General features: G+C 65.9%; 20 protein-coding genes. 6 read left to right on the top strand and 14 right to left on the bottom strand.

Annotated elements, in window-relative coordinates:
* Positions 1-76 precede the first annotated feature (76 nt).
* The 4 genes from ASD67_RS07385 to ASD67_RS07370 form a co-directional block, all read right to left on the bottom strand.
* On the bottom strand, positions 77-631 hold the full coding sequence (locus ASD67_RS07385) for a gamma carbonic anhydrase family protein (RefSeq protein ID WP_056345448.1): 555 nt from the start codon (positions 629-631) through the stop codon (positions 77-79).
* Positions 628-2,877 (bottom strand): spermidine synthase, encoded by a 2,250-nt coding sequence (locus tag ASD67_RS07380; protein ID WP_056345445.1) that lies wholly within the window; start codon positions 2,875-2,877, stop codon positions 628-630. Before ASD67_RS07380 ends, ASD67_RS07385 begins: the two co-directional genes overlap by 4 nt.
* Positions 2,878-2,938: 61 nt before the next feature.
* Positions 2,939-3,937 carry a porphobilinogen synthase gene (hemB, locus tag ASD67_RS07375; protein ID WP_056345442.1) on the bottom strand — a complete coding sequence of 333 codons (999 nt, stop codon included), beginning with the start codon at positions 3,935-3,937 and terminating at the stop codon, positions 2,939-2,941.
* A gap of 85 nt (positions 3,938-4,022) precedes the next feature.
* Positions 4,023-5,582, bottom strand: a complete 1,560-nt coding sequence (locus ASD67_RS07370) for a M23 family metallopeptidase (RefSeq protein WP_082544994.1) — start codon at positions 5,580-5,582, stop codon at positions 4,023-4,025.
* Between the two features lie 280 nt (positions 5,583-5,862).
* On the opposite strand from ASD67_RS07370, the gene ASD67_RS07365 reads away from it, so the two are divergent.
* The 6 genes from ASD67_RS07365 (at position 5,863) to ASD67_RS07340 (ending at position 15,500) form a co-directional block, all read left to right on the top strand.
* Positions 5,863-8,640 carry a helicase-related protein gene (locus tag ASD67_RS07365; protein ID WP_056347136.1) on the top strand — a complete coding sequence of 926 codons (2,778 nt, stop codon included), beginning with the start codon at positions 5,863-5,865 and terminating at the stop codon, positions 8,638-8,640.
* On the top strand, positions 8,641-8,940 hold the full coding sequence (locus ASD67_RS07360; RefSeq protein ID WP_056345436.1) for an RNA-binding S4 domain-containing protein: 300 nt from the start codon (positions 8,641-8,643) through the stop codon (positions 8,938-8,940).
* Between the two features lie 171 nt (positions 8,941-9,111).
* The gene (gene fdxA, locus ASD67_RS07355) at positions 9,112-9,450 is read left to right on the top strand and encodes a ferredoxin FdxA (RefSeq protein WP_056345433.1); all 339 of its coding nucleotides are present in this window, start codon (positions 9,112-9,114) and stop codon (positions 9,448-9,450) included.
* A 137-nt stretch (positions 9,451-9,587) separates the two neighbouring features.
* Positions 9,588-10,238, top strand: a complete 651-nt coding sequence (clpP, locus tag ASD67_RS07350) for an ATP-dependent Clp endopeptidase proteolytic subunit ClpP (protein WP_056345431.1) — start codon at positions 9,588-9,590, stop codon at positions 10,236-10,238.
* Between the two features lie 211 nt (positions 10,239-10,449).
* On the top strand, positions 10,450-11,718 hold the full coding sequence (clpX, locus tag ASD67_RS07345) for an ATP-dependent Clp protease ATP-binding subunit ClpX (RefSeq protein WP_056345428.1): 1,269 nt from the start codon (positions 10,450-10,452) through the stop codon (positions 11,716-11,718).
* A gap of 269 nt (positions 11,719-11,987) precedes the next feature.
* A complete protein-coding gene (locus tag ASD67_RS07340; RefSeq protein ID WP_056345423.1) occupies positions 11,988-15,500 on the top strand; it encodes a TonB-dependent receptor in 3,513 nt (1,170 codons plus the stop codon).
* A gap of 220 nt (positions 15,501-15,720) precedes the next feature.
* On the opposite strand, the gene ASD67_RS07335 is transcribed toward ASD67_RS07340, so the two are convergent.
* The 10 genes from ASD67_RS07335 to ASD67_RS22970 all read right to left on the bottom strand — a co-directional run bounded on the left by ASD67_RS07335 (position 15,721) and on the right by ASD67_RS22970 (position 19,343).
* Entirely contained in the window at positions 15,721-16,131 is a 411-nt protein-coding gene (locus ASD67_RS07335; protein ID WP_056345420.1) for a SufE family protein, read from the bottom strand.
* An 86-nt stretch (positions 16,132-16,217) separates the two neighbouring features.
* The gene (locus ASD67_RS07330) at positions 16,218-16,463 is read right to left on the bottom strand and encodes a hypothetical protein (RefSeq protein ID WP_056345417.1); all 246 of its coding nucleotides are present in this window, start codon (positions 16,461-16,463) and stop codon (positions 16,218-16,220) included.
* A 38-nt stretch (positions 16,464-16,501) separates the two neighbouring features.
* The gene (locus ASD67_RS07325) at positions 16,502-16,774 is read right to left on the bottom strand and encodes a hypothetical protein (RefSeq protein ID WP_056345414.1); all 273 of its coding nucleotides are present in this window, start codon (positions 16,772-16,774) and stop codon (positions 16,502-16,504) included.
* 23 nt (positions 16,775-16,797) lie between these two features.
* Complete coding sequence (locus ASD67_RS07320) at positions 16,798-17,070, bottom strand: hypothetical protein (protein WP_056345411.1); 273 nt, start codon at positions 17,068-17,070, stop codon at positions 16,798-16,800.
* Positions 17,071-17,081: 11 nt separating this feature from the next.
* A complete protein-coding gene (locus ASD67_RS07315) occupies positions 17,082-17,399 on the bottom strand; it encodes a hypothetical protein (RefSeq protein ID WP_056345408.1) in 318 nt (105 codons plus the stop codon).
* Between the two features lie 11 nt (positions 17,400-17,410).
* Positions 17,411-17,710, bottom strand: a complete 300-nt coding sequence (locus ASD67_RS07310) for a hypothetical protein (RefSeq protein WP_056345406.1) — start codon at positions 17,708-17,710, stop codon at positions 17,411-17,413.
* A 30-nt stretch (positions 17,711-17,740) separates the two neighbouring features.
* Positions 17,741-18,121 carry an envelope stress response membrane protein PspC gene (gene pspC, locus ASD67_RS07305; RefSeq protein ID WP_056345403.1) on the bottom strand — a complete coding sequence of 127 codons (381 nt, stop codon included), beginning with the start codon at positions 18,119-18,121 and terminating at the stop codon, positions 17,741-17,743.
* A 1-nt stretch (position 18,122) separates the two neighbouring features.
* Complete coding sequence (gene pspB / locus ASD67_RS07300; protein WP_056345400.1) at positions 18,123-18,398, bottom strand: envelope stress response membrane protein PspB; 276 nt, start codon at positions 18,396-18,398, stop codon at positions 18,123-18,125.
* Positions 18,399-18,410: 12 nt separating this feature from the next.
* On the bottom strand, positions 18,411-19,076 hold the full coding sequence (pspA, locus tag ASD67_RS07295) for a phage shock protein PspA (protein ID WP_056345397.1): 666 nt from the start codon (positions 19,074-19,076) through the stop codon (positions 18,411-18,413).
* A 93-nt stretch (positions 19,077-19,169) separates the two neighbouring features.
* Positions 19,170-19,343, bottom strand: coding sequence for a hypothetical protein (locus ASD67_RS22970; RefSeq protein ID WP_156377605.1), 174 nt, complete (start codon positions 19,341-19,343; stop codon positions 19,170-19,172).
* Positions 19,344-19,369: the final 26 nt, after the last annotated feature.

Raw genomic sequence — 19,369 nt, 5'->3', positions numbered from 1 at the left:
CGCTCGCCAAGGACCCAGCTTAGGCCTTGCCTGCCGAAACATTGTGCGGACCGTCACAGCGGACCAAAAAGCAAACTCAGCCCTCGACCGCCGCCTTGTGCATGCGACCGTTGAGCACATAATGCGCGACGCCGGCCTGCATGCCCGCGGCCTGTTCGTCGCCGATCTCGCGCACGCGGCGCGCGGGCGAACCCGCCCACAGTTCGCGGCCGGGGATTTCCTTATTCTCGGTGAGTAGCGCCCCCGCGGCAAGCATCGCATCGCTGCCGATCCGGCAACCATTCATCACCGTCGCTTTCAGCCCGACGAACGCCCGGTCTGCCAGCACGCAGCCATGGACCATCGCGAGATGGCCGATCAGAACATCCTCGCCGATGATCGTCGGATAGCCTTCCGGGCGGTGCGGCATCGGGCCGTCGCAATGGACGACGGTCCCGTCCTGGATGTTCGAGCGCGCGCCGACGAGGATATGGCTGACATCGGCACGCAGCACGCAATTATACCAGATGCTGACGTCGGGACCGATCGTCACGTCGCCGATGATCCGGCAACCGGGCGCGATGAAGGCGCTGGGGTCGATCCGCGGCGTCTTGCCGTTGACCGTGATGATGCTGATGTCGGTTCGAGTCATTCGCTGCGGCCTCCGATGATATTCTTCCAGATCAGGATCGGCAGAGTCGAGGCATAATCATCGGTCCATCGCGCAAATCCCTCGCGTGCCTCGAGCGGTACCCAGACGCCGTTGTCGAACGCTTTTTCGCGCGGACGGATGCCCCCGGTCAACTGCACCATCCGCTGCGGCGTCGCGGTAAAGGCGACCCAGTTCGACCCCGTGAGCGCGCTCGTCGGATCGTCCTGCCCGGCGGTATCCATGCGAATCGCGGCGGTCCACCCGCGCGCCTTGGCTTCAGCCGCGAGCACGGGCTCCAGATCGAAGAACCGGTTCGAGATATGGATGAGCAGCACCCCGTCGGGCTTGAGCGCGCGGGCATAAATGCCGATCGCTTCCTCGGTCAGCAGATGGAGGGGGATCGCATCGGACGAGAAGGCGTCGATCACAAGGATATCGAACTGCGCCGGGGGCCGTTTTTCGATCTGCAGCCGCGCGTCACCGATGACGATCGGCGTGTCGCCCGCGCAGTTCGAAAGGAAGGTAAATTTCGACGGGTCGCGCGCGATGTCGACCATCACCGGGTCGATCTCGAAGATCGTCCATTGCTGGCCGGGCTTGCGATAGCAGGACAGCGTGCCCGCCCCCAGCCCGACGATGCCGACCGCGGCATCGGGGCCGGCAAGTTCGTTGGCCTTGTCGAGCGTCAGCCCGACCCCCGACTGATGGCCATAGTAAGTGGTGGGTTCGATCTCGCGTCCGGGCTCGGTTCGCTGAAGCCCGTGCAGCGTGGTGCCGTGCGCAAGGCGCCGCTGATGATTTTGCGGGTCGTCGGTGACCGTATAGACGCCGAAATAACTGCGCGTCCGCATGCCATGCTCGCCCTTTTCGAGCGTATCGACCCCGCCGACCCCCAGCATCAACAGCGCGAGCGCGGTGACATAGGCCCAGCGCCAGCCGATGACGAGCAGGCCGATGAACAGGATCAGCCCCGCCCAAAGGCCATTGCTGCCCTGGAAGGTGCCATCCCAGCCCTGCGCCAGATTCCAGCAGGCGAAGGCGGCGACGAGCAGCATGGCGATGACGAAGGGCAAAGGCCTCCGGACCTTCAGCCACTCGTTCCACGGCAGGAAGGCGGGCAGCGGCAGCAAGGCGGCCGCCGCGAGCACCAGCAAGGGATGTTCATAGACCCAGTCGAACAGCAACGGCGCAAACAGCGCCGCAAAGAGGCCGCCGACCACGCCGCCCGCCGACATGACGAGATAGAAGAGCGTCAGATGCTGCGGCGCGGGGCGCAGATGGTGGAGATAGTCGTGGAGCGCGGTGGCGACGACGAACAGCATGACGAGGCTCATCAGCGCGACGAGCATCGACCCGCCGCCGGTGCTGAGCAGCGCCTGTCCGCCCGCGATCAGCAGCACCGCGGGCGCGAGCACGCGGAAGGTCTGCTTGAGGGCATCGGCGTTGGAAAAGGCGACCACGAAGCTGAGCAGATAGAGGCCGAGCGGCAGCACCCACAGCAAGGGCATAGCGACGATGTCGGTGGTGAGGTGCGTCGTCGTCGACAGCATCAACCCCGACGGTACGGCGGCGATGAGTAGCCAGTGGAGCTGGCGCCGCAGCGTCGGGCGCGGTTCGTCGGCGACGGACGCGGTATCCGCGGCCGCGACCGCATGGCTGCGCCAGCGCGCCGCCCCAGCGGCAGCGACGAGCCCGACAAGCAGTGCATAGCCTGCGGTCCAGCCCAAGCTTTGCGCTGCGAGCGGCAGATTGGGTTCGACGAGCGCGGGGTAGGAGATCAGCCCCGCAAAGCTGCCGAGGTTCGAGGCGGCGTAGAGATAATAGGGATCGCCCGCACGGGTGTCCGCGGCGAACCACCGCTGGATCAGCGGTGCCTGCGCCGATACCGCGAAAAACACCGGGCCGATCGAGGCGAGCAGCAAGAGCGGCACCCACAGCGCCTCTTGCCCCGGCGCCGGCGGCGCGATGGCGGCGATGCCGATCGGCAGCCACAGCGCGGCGAGCAGCAGCAGCGCGACATGGATCATCGCCTGGCGTCGCACCTGGAAGCGACCGAGCCAATGCGCATAGGCATAGCCGCCGAGCAGCAGCGCCTGATAGACCAGCATCGCGCTGTTCCACACCGCCGGGGCGCCGCCCAATTTGGGCAGCACCATGCGCGCGACCATCGGCTGGACCTGGAAGAGAAGGAAGCTGCCGACCAGGATGGTCAGCACAAAAAGCCAGCGCCGCGGTGTTGCCGTCATTATCGGGTCGGTCCCTTGTTCAAACGGAAAGGCTCAGTCGGAAAGGCCCAGGCGGAGCGGATCATGCGCCAAGCAGTCTCGCCGCGTGGAGCGCATGATAGGTGAGGATGCCCGAGGCGCCGGCGCGGCGAAAGGCGAGCAGGGTTTCGAGGACGAGCGCGTCGCGGTCGCCCGCGCCCGCCGCCGCCGCGGCCTCGATCATCGCATATTCGCCCGACACCTGATAGGCGAAGACGGGCACTTCGAAGCGCTGCTTCACCGCGCGGACGATATCGAGATAGGGCAGACCGGGCTTGACCATGACGCTGTCGGCGCCCTCGGCAAGGTCCATTTCGACCTCGCGCAGCGCCTCTTCGGCGTTGGCGGGATCCATCTGATAGCCCTTTTTGTCGCCCTTCAAGAGGCCGCGCGAGCCGACCGCGTCGCGGAACGGGCCGTAGAAGGCCGAGGCATATTTGGCGGCATAGCTCATGATCTGGACATGGCCGAAACCCGCGCCCTCGAGCGCGGTCCGGATCGCGCCGATGCGGCCGTCCATCATGTCGCTAGGGGCGATGATGTCGGCGCCGGCGCGCGCCTGGTTCAGCGCCTGGCCGACAAGCACCTCGACCGTCTCGTCGTTGAGGACGCGGCCATCGTCGTCGACCAGCCCGTCCTGCCCATGGCTGGTATAGGGGTCGAGCGCGACGTCGGTGAGCACGCCGATGGCGTCGCCATGCGCCGCCTTGATCGCGCGCACCGCGCGGCACATGAGATTGTCAGGATTGAGCGCCTCGGCGCCATCCTCGCTGCGCCGATCGGCCTCGGTATAGGGAAAGAGCGCGAGGCACGGGATACCGGCGGCGATGGCATCGCCCGCGCGTTCGACGATCAGGTCGACCGACCAGCGCGACACGCCGGGCAGGCTGGCGATCGGTTCCTCGACGTCCTCGCCGGCGCAAACGAACAGCGGCCAGATGAGGTTGGCGGGGGTGAGGTGATTTTCGCGCACCATGGCGCGGCTCCATGCGGTGCGGCGGGTCCGGCGCAGGCGGAGGTCGGGAAAGGTGGCGCGAGTCATGGCGCGTGCATAGCGGGGTGATGGCACAGGGCCAATGGATATTGGCTATTAAGGCCCCTCCCCTTCGGGGGGAGGGGTAAGCTGGTCAGATGCCGCCGCCGACGCGTTTCGATGCAACGTCGGACAGGCTCCCGAGCTTCGGCGCTTCGGCCTGCTTCGCTGCCACCGGGGTCAGCGCGGCGCCCGGAGTCACCGCGGTGAGTTGGCGGATACGGGCGCGGAAGTCGGCGAGCGCCTTGCCCTCGAGCTGCGCGCGGGTGACGAAGCTGGCGGTCGCGGGGTTCACCGCGACGCCGTTGCGATAGACTTCGAAATGGAGGTGCGGGCCGGTCGAGAGGCCGGTCGAACCGATATAGCCGATCACCTGGCCGCGGTTGACGCGCTGGCCGGGGCGGACCGCGATGCGGCTCATATGGCCGTAGCCGGTGCCGACGCCGCCGCCATGGCTGAGTTTGACGAAATTGCCGAAGCCGCCATGGCGTCCGGCGATCGAGACCACGCCGTCGCTGACCGCATAGATCGGCGCGCCATAGCCGCCGCCGAAATCGACGCCGCTGTGCATCCGCTTGTAACCGAGGATCGGGTGACGGCGCATGCCGAAGCCCGAGGTCTGGCGGCCGTTGGTCGGGCGGACCATGCCGCCGCGCGTCTCGCCGGCGCCCGATGCCTCGAACCATTGCACCCGGCCGTCGACATTCCATTCGATCATCGACAGCTTCTGCTTTCCGCCGCGCACGAGTCCGGCATAGAGCAATTTGCCGACTTCGCTCTCGCCGGTTTCGGCGCGTCGATAGTCGACGATGATGTCATATTCGTCGCCGGCACGGACATCGCTGGCGACCGAAATCTGTTTGCCGATGACGCGGAGATAGGCCTGGATCGCCTCGGGCGGGGCGCCGGCGGCGCGCGCCGAGCGATAGAGGCTGTCACCGACGCGGCCGCGGATGCGCAGCGGCGTCGCGTCGACCGCGATCGGAATGCGGCGCATGACGAGGCGGCCGTCGACGCGCTCCATCTCGATACGCAGGTCGAAGCGTGCGCGCATCGCGAGCGCGTCGACCGGGCGCGGCATGGTGCGCGCGGCGCGGCGGCCGAGGATCAGGTCGATGCGCGTGCCCGGTGCGATGTCGGCGAGCGGCACCGCGCCCGACACCTGGCTCGCGAGCGCCTGCGCATCGGCGCTGCCGACGCCCGAGCGTTCGAGCAGGCGCGCGAAGCTGTCGCCGCTGCCCAGCGTGGCGGTGAGTTCGATTTGCGGCCGTTCGGGGGTCTGGGTGAGCGGGCGGACGGCGTCGGTCGCCGCCATGTGCCGCCCGGTGTCGCCGCCGAGCGCGAGCGGTACGATCATCTGCGCCCGGGCTTCGTTGAAATCGGCGGCGGCGAGCGCCGGGGCGCCGCCGGCCTGCAGCGGCTGGATGCCGGGAAAGGTCGAAATGGCGGCGGCACACAGCGCGGTCAGCGTCGCGAGCCCGCGCCACCATGTCCGCGACCCGATATCGTCGCCGAGGTCGGGCGCGAGGTCGAGATTGGCGAGCCGGTCGCGCCAGCCTTCGTGCCATTTGAGGTCGGGGGCGGGGTCGGCGACGCCGCTGCGTCCGAACGATATCGCCTGCGTCATCGACAGCGCGGCGGCATTGCCGGTCATGCCCGCGATGGGTTCGTGACGCTGGAACAAGACTGCAACCCCCACTCGGATCGCCGCTCCCGCCTCCCGCGCGAACGCCGCCGATGTTGTTTCCGACTGCTCGTCTGTAAAGAAAGGTCGTTAAAGTCAATTTAATGGGCCGGGGCACGAAAGCGCTTGCGGCGAGCCGTGGCCGAGGTGGGATATGACGTGAAACAAAAGAAAATGACCTTTCACGGCGCCATCCGTCGATCCGCTGTTGCACCGCAACGCGGGCCATGCCAGCTTGGCCATTAAGAAAATGTCGTCTCCCGCATCCAGCCCGGTCAAGGCCGTCCTTGGCCCCACCAACACCGGCAAAACCCATTTGGCGGTCGAGCGCCTGACCGCCCATTCGAGCGGCATGATCGGCTTTCCGCTTCGCCTGCTGGCGCGCGAGGTTTACGATCGCGTCGTCCACATCAAGGGGCCGAAGCAGGTCGCGCTGGTCACCGGCGAAGAGCGGATCATGCCGCCCGACGCGCGCTACCTGCTCGGCACGATGGAAGCGCTGCCCATCGAGCGCGACGTCGCCTTCGTCGGCATCGACGAGGCGCAACTTGGCGCCGACCCCGAACGCGGCCATGTCTTCACCGACCGGATGCTGCGCGCGCGCGGCCGCGAGGAGACGATGATCCTGGGGTCGGCGAGCATCCATGGCCTCGTCCGCGACCTGGTGCCCGAGGCCGAGATCATCACCCGGCCGCGTTTTTCGACCTTGAGCTATGCCGGGACGTGCAAGCTGTCGCGGCTGCCCAAACGCTCGGCGGTCGTCGCCTTCTCGGCCGAGGAGGTTTATGCGATCGCCGAGATGCTGCGCCGCTTTTCGGGCGGCGCCGCAGTGGTGATGGGGGCGCTGTCCCCGCGCACCCGCAACGCGCAGGTCGAAATGTTCCAGGCCGGCGAGGTCGACTACCTTGTCGCGACCGACGCGATCGGCATGGGGCTGAACCTCGACGTCCAGCATGTCGCCTTTGCGAGCCTGCAGAAATTCGACGGGCGGCGGCTGCGGCGGCTGACGGTGTCGGAAATGGCGCAGATCGCCGGGCGCGCCGGGCGGCACCAGCAGGACGGGACATTCGGGACCGTCGGCCTGCCGCAGGGCGGCTTCACCCCCGAGGAGATCCACGCGATCGAGGGGCATCATTTCCCGCCGCTGCAGAGCGTCTACTGGCGCGAGCCCAACCCGGGCTATGCGACGCTCGACCAGTTGCTCGCCGACCTCGCGCAGCCGCCGTCGCACCCCCGCCTGCGCGCGGCGCCCGAGGCGGTCGACCTAGCGGTGCTCAAGCATCTGGCGGGAGACATGGAGGTCCGTGCGCGCGGCGGCGATTTCGATGCGGTGGCGCGATTGTGGGACGCCTGCGGCCTGCCCGATTTCGAACAATTGGGCGCCGAGCATCATAGCCGCACCGTGTTCAAGCTGTGGCAGTGGCGGACGAGCGGCGACGGGATGATCGACCCCGACTGGTTCGCGAAGAAGCTGGCACGGCTCGACATCGTCGAGGGCGACATCGATCAACTCGCGAGCCGGATCGCGGCGGTGCGCACCCTCTGTTTCATCGCCCAGCGCGGCGACTGGATCGCCGATGCGGCGGGCTGGACCGCGCAGACGCAAGTGCTCGAGACGCGGCTGTCCGACGCGCTGCACGCCGCGCTCGCGCAGCGCTTCGTCGACCGGCGGTTGGCGCTGTTGATCCGCGACGCGGGGCAGCGCCACGCCGCGCTGCCGGTCGCGGTCGGCGCCGACGGCACCGTTGCGGTCGACGGCGAGGCGATCGGGACACTGAAAGGGTTTCAGTTCAAGGTCGATGCGCAGGCGCGTGCGAGCGACCATCGGCTGCTGCTCGCGGCGGCGGAAAAGCATCTGCGCGCCGAGATGGCGCGGCGGGCGACCGCGCTCGCCGAGGGCGAGGATGCGGCGCTGGCGCTGGTCAGCGTGGCGGGCGAGACGCCGCGAATCGCCTGGCACGGCGATGTCGTCGCGACGCTCGCCAAGGGGCCGACTTTGGTCCAGCCGGCGATCCTGATCGAACCGGCGTTGCGCCGGCTCGAAGTGCCGCAGGTGCAGGCGATCGTCGAGCGATTGCAGCGCTTCGTCGCGGCGCAGCTCGCACGCCACGCCGGCCCGCTTGCGGCGATGGGCGAAGCCGCCGGCGACCTGTTCACCCCGCCGCGCACGCGCGCGCTGTTGGCGGCGCTTGTGGATGGTGGCGGCTTTGTTGCGCGCACGGGCGTCGACGAGCAACTCGCCGCGATGAGCACCGAGGAACGCCCGTTGCTGCGCAAGATCGGGCTGACGATCGGCTCGCTCGATCTGTTCCACCCCTTGCTGCTGAAACCCGAGGCGGTGCGCTGGCGCGCCGCCTTGCTCGCCGCGCAGCAGGGTGGGCGCCTGCCCGTGCTGCCGCCGCATGGCGCGGTGTGGCAGAAGGACGGCCCCGTCGTCGGGCTCGGCATCGCGGGGTTCCGCCGCTGCGGCGAAGGCTGGCTGCGCATCGACATGGCCGAGCGGCTGGCGCGCCAGGCGCACGCGGCGCGATTGCAGGCCGAGGCCAAGCCGCCGGCACCGATCGCCGGTGGCGACGAGCATGACGAGAATCATGGCGGACACGAGGTCGCGTCGGCCCCGCCGCCCGCCGGCTTCGCGATCGACCCGGCGCTGGCGACCTCGCTGGGACTCGACACCGGCGCGCGGCGCGGGCTGCTCCAGGCCTTCGGCTTTCGCAGTGTCGGCGAGCCCGAACTCGACCGCTGGCGCTGGTCGGGACATCGCGGCCGCGACAAGAAGCCGCGCCGCAAGCAAGGCCGGCGCCCGCACCCGGCGCGGCCCGACGCGGCGGCGAAGACCGGCCAGCCCGTCGTGGCGCCCGCCAAGCCGCGCAAGGACAAGCGGCACAAGACGGGCAAACCGGTCGGCGCGCCGCCGCCCCCGCCGCCACGGCCGGATCGCCCCGACCGCCCGGCACGACGCGGACCGTCACCGCACAGCCCCTTCGCGGGCCTCGCCGCGATGCTGGCGGATGCGCGGAAGGATTGAATGACCCACCCGAGCGCCACGGGGAGCATCCGGCTCGACAAGCTGCTCTGGTATCTGCGCCTGGCGCGTTCACGCAGTCTGGCGCAAGCGATCGTCGCGGCGGGGCATATACGGCTCGACGGGCGGCGCGTGACGCGCGCCTCGTGCCCGGTCCACGCGGGGCAGGTCCTGGTGCTGCCGGTCGGCGAGCGGATCGAGGTGGTCCGCCTGCTCGCCCTCCCCGACCGCCGCGGCCCCGCATCCGAGGCGCAAGCCTGCTATGTGCGGCTGGGCAGCGACACGTCGGCCATCGGCAACTAATCTATCGACGCGACCAGAAAAGCTGTGCCGTCAAACGGCGGCGGCGCGCCTATCGAGTGAGAGTGATTCGCAACTACCCGAAAGCGTTGACGCGTCGCCGCCGCGCGGCATAGGAGGCGGGGAATCGCAACAAACAGGCGGCGCGATGCCGCCGACCGAGGGAGCCAACCCATGACCTATGTCGTCACCGACGCCTGCATCCGGTGCAAATATATGGACTGCGTCGAGGTGTGCCCCGTCGACTGCTTCTATGAAGGCGAGAATATGCTCGTCATCAACCCGAACGAGTGCATCGACTGCGGCGTGTGCGAACCCGAATGCCCCGCCGAAGCGATCCTGCCCGACACCGAGAGCGGGCTGGAAAAATGGCTGGAAATCAACACCAAGTTCAGCGCCGAATGGCCGAACATCACGGTCAAGAAGGACAGCCCCGCCGACGCCGACGAGTATAAGGGCGTCGAAGGCAAGTTCGAGAAGCTATTCTCCGCCGAACCCGGCGAAGGCGACTGATTGCGATCCGGGGCGGCACGATGTCCGCCCCTTTTGCCCCCTTGAAACCGTCCTGCTTGGCGCCGATGTAAGGCAGCGGAGGGGCCAGCCCGTCGATTCCTGACGCGGCATCCCGAATAACGAAGGACGAATTTTCCATGATCGACCCGCTCGCCGCCCTGGTTCCCGTCGTCGTCGAGCAGACGAGCCGCGGCGAACGCAGCTTCGACATTTTCTCGCGCCTGCTGCGCGAACGGATCATCTTCGTCACCGGCGAGGTCGAGGACCAGATGGCCTCGCTGATCACCGCCCAGCTGTTGTTCCTCGAATCGGAAAATCCGAAGAAGGACATCTATATGTACATCAACTCGCCGGGTGGCGTGGTCACGGCGGGCATGGCGATTCACGACACGATGCAATATATTCGGCCGCGTGTCGGCACCGTGTGCGTCGGTCAGGCCGCATCGATGGGCAGCTTTCTGCTCGCCGCGGGCGAACCCGGCATGCGCGTCGCGCTGACCAACGCCCGCGTCATGATCCACCAGCCTTCGGGCGGGGCACGCGGCATGGCGTCGGACATCGAGATTCAGGCCCGCGAGATCCTGCGCATCCGCAAGCGGATGAACGACCTGTATGTGAAGTACACCGGCAAGTCTTTGAAAGACATTGAAAAGGCGATGGACCGCGACACGTTCCTCGAGGCCGAAGAGGCCAAGGAATTCGGCCTCGTCGATCAGGTGTTCGACCGCCGTCCCGGCGCCCCGGGCGACGACGCGCCCAAGGAAGTGAGCGAAGGGCCGACGCCCTGAAATGACACAGGCGAACGGGCGGCAAGGACGTGGTAACCGCGTTTCTTGACGCCCCGTTCGCCGCCAGTCGCTAGCCGGGACATTGTGCCAATGTCACCCAATTGCCATATTGTAATTGGGTTGGCGGGGGCTAGGATGATCGGCGGCGCCTCCAGCGGGGGCGGCGCCAGCATGGGTTTTGCGGCGTTCGCACGGCCCCAAAAGGAATTTTATGACCAAGCTCTCTGGCTCCGACAGCAAGAGCACCCTCTATTGCTCCTTCTGCGGCAAATCGCAGCATGAAGTGCGCAAGCTGATCGCCGGGCCGACCGTCTTCATCTGCGACGAATGCGTCGAGCTGTGCAACGACATCATCCGCGAGGAGATCAAGGGCGGTGTCGCCGCGCGCAAGGACGGCGCGGTGCCGACCCCGCTCGAAATCTGTCAGCATCTCGACAATTATGTCATCGGCCAGAACACCGCCAAGCGCGTGCTGTCGGTCGCGGTGCACAATCACTACAAGCGCCTCGCCAATTCGGGCCGCGGCGACGAGGTCGAACTGGCGAAGTCGAATATCCTGCTCGTCGGTCCGACCGGCAGCGGCAAGACCCTGCTCGCGCAGACGCTCGCGCGCTTCCTCGACGTGCCCTTCACCATGGCCGACGCGACGACGTTGACCGAGGCCGGCTATGTCGGCGAGGATGTCGAGAACATCATCCTCAAGCTGCTCCAGTCGTCCGACTATAATGTCGAAAAGGCGCAGCGCGGCATCGTCTATATCGACGAGATCGACAAGATCAGCCGCAAGGCCGAGAATCCCTCGATCACCCGCGACGTGTCGGGCGAAGGCGTGCAGCAGGCGCTGCTCAAACTGATGGAAGGCACGACCGCGAGCGTGCCGCCGCAGGGCGGACGCAAGCATCCGCAGCAGGAATTCCTGCAGGTCGACACGACGAACATCTTGTTCATCGCGGGCGGCGCGTTCAGCGGGCTTGAAAAGATCATCGGCGACCGCCTGCAGGGCAAGTCGATCGGTTTCGGCGCGCATGTCGCCGGCCCCGACGAGCGCCGCATGGGCGAAGTGCTGAAGAATATCGAACCCGAGGATCTGCTGAAATTCGGCCTAATCCCCGAGTTCGTCGGCCGCCTGCCCGTCATCGCGACGCTCGAGGATCTCGACATCGACGCGCTGGTCAAGATTCTGGGCGAGCCCAAGAATGCGCTGGTGAAGCAGTATCGCAAGCTGTTCGACCTCGAAGAGGTCGTGCTGACCTTCACCGACGACGCGCTGGTCGCGGTCGCCAAAAAGGCGATCGAACGCAAGACCGGCGCGCGCGGGCTGCGCTCGATCGTCGAGGCGATCCTGCTCGACACGATGTTCGACCTGCCCGACCTGACCGACGTGGTCGAGATCGTCGTCGACAAGGATGTCGTCGAGGGCCGCAAGGACCCCGTGCGCGTCTATGCCGACAAGGCGAAAGAGGCCGGCGACGCCGCCTGAGTCGCGGCGCGCGCCGGATCGGCGCGCGCCGACGATGTTGCATTGCAGCAACAGTCACCCGGAAAAACGCACCGCGGCTTGTGGATAAGTCGGAGGGCGCGACGCAAATTCGCGCTTTTTCGTTGCCACGCCCCGCGGCCCGCCGCGCGCGGCTTGCACTGTCACATTTGCTGTCACAATCGTGCCACATGCGGGCTTCAGGGGCGCTCGCAGGTTGAGGCGCGCCCCAAGATCGTGCGCCTGCCGAATGCACACCAAAGGGGACTTTCATGAAACTTCGTTATTCGATCGCCGCTAGCCTGATGGCTATCAGCGTGGCGACCGTCGTCGCCGCGCCTGCGCAGGCGCAGCAGATCACGACCGGCATCCAGGGCCAGGTCAGCGACGACAACGGCGCGCCGGTCAGCGGCGCGACGGTCGTCATCACCGACACCCGCACCGGCGCCGCGCGCACCATCGTCGCCGGTTCGGACGGCCGCTTCACCGCAAGCGGCCTCGTCACCGGCGGACCTTACTCGGTTTCGGCCAATGCCGATGGCTTTGAAGGCCAGTCGCTGAGCGAAATCTATACCACCCTGCAGGGCAACACCGACCTTCGGTTCCAGCTGGCATCGGGCGGCGGCGAGATCGTCGTCACCGGCACCCGCGTCCGCGTCACGCAGCTCGAAGTCGGCCCGGGCACCAGCTTCACCGCCGAGGTGCTGGCAAGCGCGCCGTCGTTCAACCGCGACATCCGCGACATCATCCGCCTCGATCCGCGCGTCAGCCTCGACCGCGATGACGGCGGCTCGGGCCAGGACCGCATCTCGTGCCTCGGCGGTAACGACCGCGGCAACGCCTTCACCGTCGACGGCATCAGCCAAGGCGACATCTACGGTCTGAACGACACCGGCTTCTCGTCGCGTTCGTCGACCCCGATTCCCTATGACGCCGTCCGCGAAACGCAGATCCAGTTCGCGCCGTTCGACGTCGACTATGGCCAGTTCACCGGCTGTGCCATCAACGTCGTGACCAAGGGTGGTACCAACGACTACAAGTTCGGCGGTTTCTTCGAATATGCCGACAACGGCATGCGCGGCGATAGCGTCCGCGGCCTGTCGGTCGCTCCGATCCAGCCCGAAAAGCGTTGGGGCGTGTGGGCCGGCGGTCCGCTCATCAAGGACCGCCTGTTCATCTTCGGCGCCTATGAGCATCAGGAAGCCGGTCAGTCGCAGGACGACGGCCCGGTCGGCGCCGGTTATCCGAACGAGCAGCGCGGCATCACTGCGGCGCAGTTCCAGGAAATCTCGGACGTGCTGAGCAGCGTCTATGGCGTCGAGACCGGCCCGCTGGTCAAGAGCCGTCCCTTCTCGAACGATCGCTACTTCGGTCGCCTCGACTGGCAGGTCAACGACGACCATCGTCTCGAGCTGACCTATCAGCGTCTCGAGGAAGGGTCGACCCGCCCGGACGACCTGTTCACCGGCACCTCGCCGCAGGCGATCGGCCTCAATACCTTCTACACCAGCGGTACAAAGTCGGACTATTATTCGGGACGCCTCTATTCGCAGTGGACCGACAATTTCTCGACCGAACTGCGCTATTCGCGCTCGGAAGTGCGTGACCGCCAAGATCCGATCGGCGGCGGTGAAGCCCAGTCGGCGAACCCGATCCCGCGTATCATCGTCGGCATCCAGAATGCGTCGGGCACGCCCAATGGCGCGGTTCTCGCCGGTCCGGGCAACTCGCGCTCGGCGAACGACCTGCGCACCGATATCGACCAGTATCGCGCCGTCGCGAAGCTCGTCGCGGGCCGTCATGAACTGAAGGTCGGTTTTGAACTGAACCAAGCCAACCTGTTCAACCTGTTCGTCCAAAATGCCACCGGCACGCTGGTATTCAAGAATATCGACGACCTTCGCGCCGGCCTGTTGTCGCCCGGCACCACCGCCAACTCGACGAGCACCACCCCGAACAACGTCGTCAACGGCACGACCGTCGGCGCGTTCGGCAACTTCTCGGCGACCGGCGACGTTAACGACGCCGCAGCGGCCTTCAAGCGCAGCATCTACTCGATCTTCGCGCAGGACGACTGGGAAGTTACCGATCGCCTAAACGCGGTAATCGGTGTGCGCGCCGACTGGTATGATGGCGGTCGCCCGGCGCTGAACTCCGTGTTCCAGCAGCGCTACGGCATTCCCAACAACACCAGCTTCAGCAACCTGGCGCCGGTGATCATGCCGCGCCTCGCGCTGACCTATGACATGGACGATTTCGCCGTGTTCGGCCGGCCGAAGCTGACGACGGGCGTCGGCATCTTCTCGGGCGGCGATCCGGTCGTGTGGTTCGGCAACGCCTTCCAGAATGACGGCCGCGGCTTTGCCACCGGCACGTCTCGCGACGCGGCCTGCGCCGGCCTCGTCGGCCCCGGCGGCCAGATCGACGTTGTCGTCAACGGTCAGTTCACCGGCGTCCCGGCCTGCTTCCAGCAGTCGGCGTCGGCCAACGCGGCCCGCGGTCTTGGCGACACCCAGTCGATCAGCCCGAACATCAAGATGCCGACGGTGCTGCGCGCCAATATTGGTTTCAATTCGGAACTTAACTTCGCCCCCTCAGGCTTCTTCAGCGGCTGGAACCTCAACCTCGACTATATCTACAGCAAGTATAAGAATCCGCTGACGATCGTCGACCTGTCGCAGACGGTGAACCCGGCGCTCGGCCTCAACGGCTATACGGTCGACGGTCGCCCGATCTATCGCTCGATCGATCCGAATGTTGTTGGCTGTACGGCGAAGCTGGTCGGCCTGAACCCGGGTCCGGTGTACCAGAACGTCAACGCGGTCTGCTTCAACACCAGCCGCGACGACGAACTGCAGCTGACCAACAGCGCCGGTTTCCGGAGCCACAACGCGTCAATCATCCTGTCGAAGAATTTCAACGGCGGACTGTTCACCGAAAATGGCAGCGTCGATTTCAACATCGGCTACGCCTACACCGACTCGCAGGATCGCCGGAGCATGTACAACTCGACGGCGGGGTCCAACTATGACCTCGTTGCCGCGTTCGACCGCAACAATCCGGCCGCGACGCGCGGTTTTTATGAAAGCCGCCACAATATCTCGTCGCGCCTCGCCTTCCGCGAGGAGTTCTTTGAGGACCTGTCGACGCGCTTCGCGGTCACCTTCGTCGCCCGTTCGGGTCGTCCGTACAGCCTGACCTTCCAGGGTTCGGCCCAGTTCAACGACGACGCTTCGGGCAGCGACAACGCGCTGGCTTATATTCCGACCGGTCCGAACGATCCGAACGTTGTATTCCTCGACACGCTGAGCTCGGCCGGTGCGATCCTCCGCACCGCGGCGCAGAACCGCGACGATTATAACAGCGTGATCTCGAGCATCGGATGCGCGCAGAAATATCGTGGCCGGACGATCGATCGCAACACCTGCCTTAACGACTGGTATTTCGACATCGACCTCAGCTTCTCGCAGGAAATCCCGGGTCCCGGCCGCCTGTTCGGGAAGAATGACAAGATCAAGCTCTATGCCACGATGGACAATTTCCTGAACTTCCTCGACCAGGACTGGAACGTCCAGCGTCGCCGCAACTTTGCGGGGCTTCAGGACATCGCAACTGCTGGGCGCGGAGCTGCCGGCGCTGCCAACCCGGCTGTTGCTGCGGTCGACAATCAGGGCCGTTACGTGATCTCGAACGTCAACGGGCTGGCCGACTTCAACAACGACAACGGCATCAACGTGTCGTCGTCGGTGTGGCGCCTGAAGGTTGGCGTGTCGTACGAATTCTAATCGTACGACCAACGGGAAAAGATCGGGGCGCGGGAGGAAACTCCCGCGCCCTTTTCTTTGGGTGCTTTGCGGTGGGGAGAGGCCGATCGGCCATTTCCGTTCCCCGGCGAAGGCCGGGGCCCAGAGCGGTGGAAAGGCGGCGTTGCATTATCACGCCCTGGACCCCGGCCTTCGCCGGAGAACGGGTCGGATAGGTCTACCCTCGCCCGCTACGGCTCGCTCAGGCGCCGGCGAGGCGCCGGGCGGTGTCCTGGACGAGCGCGATCATGTTGGGGACGCCCTGGGTACGATTCGACGACAGCTGGCGCGTCAGGTCGAAGGGGGCGAGCGCGGCGGTGACGTCCATCGCGGCGACCTCGCTCGCCGGCCGGTCCTGCACCGCGGCAAGGACAAGCGCGACGATGCCCTTCGTGATCGCGGCATTGCTGTCGGCAAGGAAGTGGAGGCGGCCGTCGTCGGAGGGCACGGGGTAGACCCAGACGCTTGCCGAGCAGCCGCGCACCAGCGTGGCGTCGGCCTTGAGCGCATCGGGCATCGCCTCGAGCATGCGGCCGAGGTCGATCAGCAGGCGATAGCGATCGTCGCCGTCGAGAAAGTCATATTCTTCGAAAATATCGTCGAGGCTGCGCATGGCGGCGGCCCTGACAGATTTGGCGCCTGGTGAAAAGAGGGGGAGCGCCAGCCCCGCGCCGCTGCCCCGCGCAGGGGCGACGGGCCTTAGAGGTCGACGCCCGCCGCGATCGCTTCGAGCTTGCGCAGCCGTTCCTTGAGGTCGGCGATCTCGATCCGCGATCCGGCGTGCGGGACATGCGCGTCCTGCGCCATAGGAGCGTGGCCGGCGGCGAGTTCCTCGCGCTTGAGCTGGATCCAGTCGCGCCAGCCGCGCAGCGCCACGATGCTGACGATGGTCAGGGCGGTGAGCGCAACCGCCGCAGCGGTGAGGTCGGGGGTGATGAAGGCCATGAGCTTGGCTCCTTTATCGGTGATCGGTGTTCTGGCGATCAGATTTGCGAGCGGTCGCGCAGCCGTTCGATTTCCTCGTCGAGGGTGGCGGCGCGATTGTTATCGGTGGCGATGCGTTCGAGCACCTGGATGCGGTCCTTGAGGGTGCGAATCTCGGCCTGCAGCGCCTTGGTCTCGGCATCGTCCTTGGCGGGGGCGCCAACGAAATATTCATTGCCCCGGTTGTCGCGGCGAATGCCGTGCTTGGCGCGAATGATGCTGCCGATCGTCACGATGAGGACGATGCCGATAACCATTTCAAAGGGGTTCATGGGGGGATCCTTTCGAATATTTTTTAGTTGAGCGGCGCGTCGCGTAGCTTTTCGATTTCGTCCGAGACATCGACGCCCTTGTCGGTGACGATGCGTTCGAGGACGCGAACCCGCTGTTCCAGCCGTTCGGTGTGCGCGGCATATTGTGCCGCCTTTTCGGCCGTCTCGCTGGTGATCGCCTGGAGCTGGCGTTCCTTGAACTTCAGGTGGCGCTCATAGGCGGCAAAACCGATCCCGAAGATCACCGGCAGCCCGACGACTATGAAAAAGAAACCGAGGACAAATCCGCCGCTCATCGTTCAACTCCTCAATTCGCGGGGCGCCGCAGCGCCTCGATCTCGCTCGCCAGCCGGCCGCTCTCGTCGGTGACGATGCGCTCGATCACCGCGAGCCGGTCCTTGACCGAACCCAGTTCGGCGCGGAGCTGGGCATTTTCCTGGCTGACCAGTTTGATGCGTTCCATCGCCTCGTCGCCGGTCCTGGGATAGACCGCCTTGCCCCAGCTGTTTTCGAGCGGATAACCGTTCTTGACGCGGAGCCAGGTGGTGAAGACCCAGCCGCCGACCGTCGTGATGCCGATGATGGCGGCGACGGGGGCGATGGCGTTGAGTACATCGAGATTCATGATTTTTCCCCTCAGCGCAGCCGGTCGATCTGATCGGCGAGTTGCGCCGACTGACCATTGGTTTCGGTTGCGATCCGTTCGAGGACCGAGATCCGGTCTTCGAGCCGGACGATCTTCTCGGCGAGCTTGGCATTGTCGCCTTCGAGCAGCGCGATTTTTCGATCAGCGTCGGGGTCGGTTCGATGAACCGTGCCACCCCATTCATTTTCAACCGGATAGCCGTGCTTGGCGCGGGTCCAGGTGGTGAACATCCAGCCGCCGATCGACAAGGCGATGATGGCGAGGACGAAACCGGTACCACCGAAATTCATCTGTCTTCTCCCTGTTGCCGACAATCGCGCTCAGCGCAGGCTGTCGATCTCGTCGGCGAGCCGACGGTTGTGGCTGGTGTAGTAGAGTTCGATGTCGGCGAGCCGGCGATCGATGTCGCGGAAGCGCGAGCGGATGTCGCGGGTCGACGCGGTCGGGTTCGAGCGCACGCCCTGCCAGAACTTCGCTTCCTCGTTCGAGCCATAGAGCGCGAAGGGTTTCGGCGTGCCCATCCAGGCGACCATCCAGTAGGCGATCAGCGTCCAGGGGAAGCCGCCCATCAGGGTGAGGAGGACGGCACCGACGCGGACCCAGAGCACATCGACCCCGCTGTAATCGGCGATCCCCGAACACACACCGCTCCATTTGGCGTTCTGCTTGTCGAGGTAGAATTTGGTGCGGCTGGCAGACATCTCAGTTCCTCCTGGTCGGGTTTTCGAGTTGCGCCAGATCTTCATCGCTGCGAACCGCGGGGCGGAAATCGGGATGGTCGGCGCTGATGATGCGTTCGACGGTGTGGAGCCGGTTTTCGAGCCGGCGGGCGGTGTCGTAGAGTTCGTCGAGCAGCTGCTCATCTTCTCCGGTCAGCGTCTTGGCCTGCTTCCACTTGGTCACATAGTGGAGGATCAGCCAGGGCAGACCGAGGAAGAGAGTGCCGATGACGATCGGGACGATAATCACTTCTTCCATCGGTCCGGCTCCTTAGTTCTTGCTGGCCTGGGCCGCCTTGAGCGCGGCGAGCTCGTCGGCGACCTTGTCGGCGGCCTGGAGTTCGGCGATCTCTTCGTCGAGCGACTTCTTGTAGCCCAGACCCAGCGCATCGGCACGGCCTTCGGCCTCGTCGACGCGGCGTTCGAGGATCTCGAAGCGCGAGAAGGCGTCTTCGACCCGGTCGCCGTTGGTCATCTCGCGCAGCTTGTAGCGATTCTCGGCGCTTTCGAGGCGGGTCGAGACGTTCGACTGGCGCGCACGCGCTTCGCTGAGCTTCTTCTGCAGCTTGGCGATGTCGTTCTCATAACCCTTGAGCGCGTCGTCGAGCACCGAAATTTCGCTCTTCAGCCGCTCGGCCATGTCGCCGGCCTTCTGCTTTTCGACGAGCGCGGCGGTGGCGAGGTCTTCGCGGTCCTTCGACAGCGCGAGTTCGGCCTTTTCCTTCCAGCTGTCCTGCAGGCTTTCGAGCTTGGTGATGTGGCGGCGCATTTCCTTTTGGTCCGCGATGGTGCGGGCGGCGGAAGCGCGGACTTCGACGAGCGTCTCGTTCATCTCGAAGATGATCTGGCGGATCATCTTTTCGGGATCCTCCGCGCGGTCGAGCAGGTCGGTGACGTTGGCGGCGATGATGTCGCGGGTGCGTGAAAAAATACCCATGTGACTAAACTCCTGATCGAAACGTCTTGCGTGTTTAAAAATGCTGGTGCCGGGGCGGGGCAAGGGGGGAGAGTGCCCCGGCACCAGTGCCGGTCAAGCCATCTGGCTGACCGCCGGGGTTGCTGCAGCGGCCGCGATCGCCATCCCGCCCGGGGAAGCGGCGATGCCGAAAGCGACTTGGGGCTGGTCGATCACGCCGACGAGGATCGCCAGAGCGCCGAGCGCGCTGAGCGCGAAGGTGGCGGTTTGGGCAAAAATCGGCTTCATGATCGTCAGTCCCTTTTTCGCTGCAC

The sequence above is a fragment of the Sphingopyxis sp. Root1497 genome (assembly GCF_001427085.1).
Taxonomy (GTDB): Bacteria; Pseudomonadota; Alphaproteobacteria; order Sphingomonadales; family Sphingomonadaceae; genus Sphingopyxis.
The sequence above is the reverse complement of the archived record's forward strand: the minus strand, read 5'-3'. Positions and strand labels throughout refer to the sequence as shown.